The sequence below is a fragment of the Cryobacterium sp. TMT1-2-1 genome (assembly GCF_004403955.1).
Classification (GTDB): Bacteria; Actinomycetota; Actinomycetes; order Actinomycetales; family Microbacteriaceae; genus Cryobacterium; species Cryobacterium psychrotolerans.
Genome location: NZ_SOHC01000034.1, coordinates 1 through 4,874, shown reverse-complemented (window position 1 = coordinate 4,874; position 4,874 = coordinate 1). Strand labels below are relative to the sequence as shown.

General features: G+C 61.5%; 6 protein-coding genes. 5 read left to right on the top strand and 1 reads right to left on the bottom strand.

Annotated features, from left to right (window positions below; genetic code table 11):
• Positions 1 to 262 precede the first annotated feature (262 nt).
• The gene (locus E3T33_RS06540) at positions 263 to 1,378 is read right to left on the bottom strand and encodes an IS701 family transposase (RefSeq protein WP_241982848.1); all 1,116 of its coding nucleotides are present in this window, start codon (positions 1,376 to 1,378) and stop codon (positions 263 to 265) included.
• A gap of 246 nt (positions 1,379 to 1,624) precedes the next feature.
• Between E3T33_RS06540 and E3T33_RS06535 the strand changes: the two genes are divergently transcribed.
• The 5 genes from E3T33_RS06535 to E3T33_RS06510 all read left to right on the top strand — a co-directional run bounded on the left by E3T33_RS06535 (position 1,625) and on the right by E3T33_RS06510 (position 4,339).
• A complete protein-coding gene (locus E3T33_RS06535) occupies positions 1,625 to 1,795 on the top strand; it encodes a CsbD family protein (RefSeq protein ID WP_092325361.1) in 171 nt (56 codons plus the stop codon).
• Positions 1,796 to 2,155: 360 nt separating this feature from the next.
• The gene (locus tag E3T33_RS06530; protein ID WP_134574983.1) at positions 2,156 to 2,389 is read left to right on the top strand and encodes a hypothetical protein; all 234 of its coding nucleotides are present in this window, start codon (positions 2,156 to 2,158) and stop codon (positions 2,387 to 2,389) included.
• Positions 2,390 to 2,806: 417 nt separating this feature from the next.
• Positions 2,807 to 3,073 (top strand): Rho termination factor N-terminal domain-containing protein, encoded by a 267-nt coding sequence (locus E3T33_RS06520; RefSeq protein WP_092325355.1) that lies wholly within the window; start codon positions 2,807 to 2,809, stop codon positions 3,071 to 3,073.
• Between the two features lie 85 nt (positions 3,074 to 3,158).
• A complete protein-coding gene (locus E3T33_RS06515; RefSeq protein WP_092325357.1) occupies positions 3,159 to 3,680 on the top strand; it encodes a CinA family protein in 522 nt (173 codons plus the stop codon).
• Positions 3,677 to 4,339 (top strand): DUF6766 family protein, encoded by a 663-nt coding sequence (locus E3T33_RS06510; protein ID WP_092325359.1) that lies wholly within the window; start codon positions 3,677 to 3,679, stop codon positions 4,337 to 4,339. The genes E3T33_RS06515 and E3T33_RS06510 overlap by 4 nt, the downstream gene beginning before the upstream one ends.
• Positions 4,340 to 4,874: the final 535 nt, after the last annotated feature.

Here is a 4,874-nt window from a genome sequence, read left to right as displayed (position 1 = left end):
CTCGATCACGGCCCACGCCTCATCAGAAACCACATCACGCTCATGCATGATCAATGGTCGCCCAGGCGCACCCGAAATCACTTGATCAACACGCCCTAGTACTACAGTCGTGTTTATGGGGTGTGTCCGCGGGTTCGATAGTGATGTCGTTTCGCGGTTTGTTGATGTCGGCGTCGTCAGCGTGAGCGGCTCAGGACGCGTTCGGGGTTCGCTGGCTGGGTGAAGACCAGGCAGACGAGGAGGTGCCTGATTTCGGGCAGGCTCAGGGTGATGAGGTCGCTGTCGTCTGGATGTTGGCCCCCTTTTTTGACCGGGTCACGGTCAGGAAGGCGTGGGCGAGCATCGAGAGGGTGATGTGCCGATACCAGCCTGTGTATTGACGCACCTGGTAGTGGTCCAGTCCTGTTTGGCCTTTGCTGGTCTGGAAGCTCTCCTCGATGGCCCAGCGGGCTCCGGCGGCCCGGGCCAGGTCTGCCAGGGCAACACGTTTGGGTCCGTGGGTCAGGTAGTAGGCGATGTCGGTCGGGTCGCTCAGGCTGCGCCTGGCCAGGAGCCAGTACTCGGCGTCGGGGTCGCGTGCACCGTTGATGCGGGCCCTGGCCCAGGCGTAGCGGCGATCACCTTTCGAGCCGTTACCGGCGGAGCGAGTCCGCCACGCGGTCGCAGGCAGAGCGGCGATCAGTTCGTCGGCTCGCCGTTCGCCGCCCGGGATACTCGCCGTTGTCTTGGCCATGACACGCTGATTCATCGGCACCGCAAGGACGTAGAACACGCCTCGATCCTCGAGTGCTTTCCGAAGTTTGTAGTACTGCCCGTAGACCGCGTCTCCGGTCACCCACCGGGCCGGGACGCCCGCGTCCAGCGCCCGGGCGAGCATGTCCATGGCCAGCTCTGGTTTCGTCTTGAAACCGCGATCGGCGGGGATCCCGGCGGCATCGCAACGTTCTCGGTCATCGGCCCACGCCTTGGGCAGATAGAGCTCCCGATCCAGGAAGGTCCGACCCGCTGTCGTCGAGTAGGTCAGGAACACACCGATCTGGGAATTCTCGATCCGTCCGGCAGTCCCGGAGTACTGCCTGGCGACCCCGGCGGAACGCTTTCCTTTCTTCAAAAACCCGGTCTCATCAACGATCAACACACCCTCGGCCGCGCCGAGATGCTTGACGACGTAAGACCGCAGATCATCGCGCACCGCGTCAGAATCCCAGTCGGTCGTCGACAAAAGACGCTGCATCCGGTCCGGAACAGCCTGGCCGGCCTGCTCAGAGAGCGTCCAGGAATTCTTCCGTTCCTGGCCCGAGAGAAGCCCGCGCAGATAGTCCACCGCGTTCTCCCACGGCTCTGACCGGGCAAAACGCGGCCCGATCAGCTCACGGATCTCCTCCAACCCGTCAGCCCACTCCTGTACCTCTGCCACACAAACATCATCGCCCACCCGCAAGGATTAACACGGGAACGCCAGAAATCGTTCGAAACACGCCGAAGACAATAAAATAAAAGCGACTGTAGTACTAGGCCAAACACGGGTGCCCAAATCGGTCAACCCCTATCTTCCGTCGCGCTTGAGGACTGCAGTGACTGGATGAGCGCACAAACTGTGCTCACCAACAGAAGGATGATCATCATGGGTGCGGACGACAAGATCAAGAACGCTGCGCAAGACCTCGCCGGCAAGGGCAAAGAAGCCGCAGGCCGCGTAACCGACAACGAGCGGTTAGAAGCCGAGGGCAATGCCGACCAGGCCGAAGCGAAGGCCAAGAAGGTCGGCGAAGACGTCAAGGACGCCTTCCGCTAGAAACCCCTCGAGGCGGTCGGACCTGACGGTTCGGTCGCCTCTTGGCGGCGCTCACCTACCTGACTGACGCGGAGTTCCCGGCGCAAAAACCATCACGCACTCGTGTACAGCTTTGTCATGGACGATTGATCGCCTGAAGCCACGCCCGCAAGCAGCACTTCAGCGCTCCCATGCGGCAGCTTCATTCAGAGAGACCGATAATGGCGGAAGCGATGACGTCACCGCGCCTGGCAATAGCCTGAAACTCTCAGGCTGCCCTACCGTGCTTTTGGGAGGCATGTCAAGCGGTTCTCGAAAGTGGCCCCACGGTCATAACTTGATATCACCCCCGTTTGGGGGATAAATATGCGCGGGGGCACCATGACAATCACGATCGAGAATCGCCGGGCAGTCGAGCCTGATGTTGCGCTCATCGGCGAGGAACTCTATGTGATCCTCTCCCCTACCGCCACCATGGGATTCATCCATCGCGCTGGAAACGTGTACGTCGCTAGCGACGGCGAAGACCTCGGCCATGCCCTCGAGGTTGGGCAGTCACTGTCCTGGGACGAAGCGGTTGTCATGATCCAACGATCGTATGAATCCCACCACTAGCCAGGGACAACGTCGGCAACCTCCGGACACGACAATGAGGTCGATGTCGGGAGGCTGCCGGGCGTGAGATCCGATCCCCGTCCGCATCTGATCGCTGCGAAGCTATCCGGAAGGATTCTCGACAGGGGTTCCATCGGGCTCGGTGGTATCACTCTCGTCAGGAGCGCCACCTGAAGCAGTGTCCTGCTCGCCGTCGCCCTCACCATCCGCCGACGCTCCGGTTCCCAGAGCATCCGTCCGACGTTTCTGCGCTTCCGAAATGTCCGTCGATCCGTCGGGGGGCTCGGCTTCAGCATTCTCCGGTTCGGTCATTCGCCCACGATATGCGCCGCCTGCAACCAGGCGCGAGGGATTGACAACCCGCGTTCACGCGAGAAGCGTGGCAAAGAGAACTCACCCTATGCCAGAGAGGTCATCATGCCCGGTCGCCGCAATTCCAGCCTGAAAGACCCAGAGCTCTACGAAACACTGCGGGACGACGGAGCCAGCAAACAGAAAGCCGCGCGCATCAGCAATGCTGCCGCGAAGGAAGGACGTTCCTCGGTCGGCCGCAAAGGCGGAAAGTCCGGCGATTACGAGGACTGGACTGTCGCCCAGCTACGGGCCAAGGCGAAGGAGATCGGGCTCAGCGGCTACTCCGCAAAACGGAAGTCAGAACTGATCTCCGCGCTCCGCAACAGCTAAGCGGCTTCACTCGCCGGGCGCGGCGCGGGTCCGCCAATGCTCATCACCAAGTACCCAAAGAGTAGATGACTGCCAAGCTGAAGCCATGGACGATCACGGGCACGGCACCGACCACGAACTTGCCGGCGTCGCGAAATCGGTAGCTGCGGCCGTTCAGGGCCGCAATCACACTGTGGTTGCGGCTGAGTCGGTCACGGCAGGCAACATCGCTCGCACGCTTGCCGCAGCACCTGAGACATCCGGGTGGTTTCGGGGAAGTATCGTCGCCTACCAGACCATGATGAAGCGTCAGGTGCTGGGCGTCGCTGCTGAACGGATCATCACCGCGCAATGCGCGCAGGAAATGGCCGAGGGCGCCCTGCGTCTGACGGGCGCCGATCTGGTCGTGGCCGTCACCGGCGTGGGTGGTCCCGAACCTGAGGAAGGGCAGCCCGCGGGCACCGTGTACATCTGCGCGGGAGATAAGGACCATTTGAGATCCTTCGTGCACCAGTTCGAGGGTGACCCGGAGACGGTTGTTCACTTGGCGACTCTCCACGCTTTGCAGCACCTCATGGGGGCGGCACTGTCGCTGAAAAGTGAAGCACAACGAGGCAGAGAATCATGACGGGCTGGCTGCGCGAACGAGGCCTGGTGCTGGTGAATGTCGCACTGTTCGTCCTCTTCCTCGCGGCGATGTCAGTCACCGGATGGCAGGTCGCCAATCAAGAGTTCGCCGATCACGGTCTTGCACCTGAGTCGTTCGCCGCGTTTCTTGGCAGCGGCCAGTTCGTCGAGGCAGTGTTCGAGAACTGGGAGAGCGAATTCCTGCAGATGGGCTCCTACGTCGTTTTCACGATCTTTCTCTTTCAGAAGGGCTCCTCCGAGTCCAAGCCTCTCGACGGGCCAGCGCCGCAGGACGAAGACCCCCGCCGACATCGCGACGATCCTCGGGCGCCTTGGCCGGTCCGTCGCGGCGGAATCACCCTGGTCGTGTATGAGAACTCCTTGCTGATTCTGTTCGGAATCCTGTTCCTCGGCTCGTTCGTGGCACACGCCATCGGCGGCGCGGCGGCGTACAACGAGGAACAGCTTCAGCACGGCGGGGAGATTGTCAACGTTGTCCAATACGTCGGGACATCACAGTTCTGGTTCGAGTCGTTTCAAAACTGGCAAAGCGAGTTCATGGTCGTAGCGCTCTTGGCCGGCGCTGCTGTTTACCTGCGCCAGCGCGGATCCGTCGAATCAAAACCCGTGCACTCACCCCACGATGAGACCACCGGCTAAAGCGACTCCCCCGTGTCGCTCGAGCCGGCGACACGTCCGAATGCTCGCCTGCGGCGATCAGTCCCCGACCGAGGACTCGTTTCGTCGGAGCCGCCCCGCGTGGGGCAGAAGCCCAAGAAGTGCCAGCACAGCGCGAAAATCGCCGAACCCGCGATGATTGCCGCGGACCGGTCGAGCAGGAGGACGTCCCCTCCAGTCAGCAGGGACACCAAGACCAGATCGGCGATAAGGAGGGGTGTTTGGCGATGGTCACCATCCGCATCTTTTGATGCTGCCGGAACAGAGTCCGGTGGGTGCTGGTTTGCGTGACGCGTGGTTCTTGGAGTATTTCGTCCCAGTTGCGGTCGGAGCGTTCGTTCGTACTGTCGCCGCGCCATCAACTGGGCTCGCATGGTCGCCCAACCACGTCATCGGTCGTTCTTTCATCTCGCTTCGACTAGGGCGTGTCTCCTAATCGAATCGTGATTCGTTTGGGAGGGTGGAGGAATGTCTCGTACTGCTCTCCTGACCGATGACCAGTGGGCTCGGATCGAAT

What these genes read in the sequence shown, in the direction of transcription:
- E3T33_RS06535 (WP_092325361.1), top strand. Translation starts at nt 1,625, where the DNA reads ATGGGTGCGGACGACAAGATCAAGAACGCTGCGCAAGACCTCGCCGGC.
- E3T33_RS06530 (WP_134574983.1), top strand. Translation starts at nt 2,156, where the DNA reads ATGACAATCACGATCGAGAATCGCCGGGCAGTCGAGCCTGATGTTGCG.
- E3T33_RS06515 (WP_092325357.1), top strand. Translation starts at nt 3,159, where the DNA reads ATGGACGATCACGGGCACGGCACCGACCACGAACTTGCCGGCGTCGCG.
- E3T33_RS06520 (WP_092325355.1), top strand. Translation starts at nt 2,807, where the DNA reads ATGCCCGGTCGCCGCAATTCCAGCCTGAAAGACCCAGAGCTCTACGAA.
- E3T33_RS06510 (WP_092325359.1), top strand. Translation starts at nt 3,677, where the DNA reads ATGACGGGCTGGCTGCGCGAACGAGGCCTGGTGCTGGTGAATGTCGCA.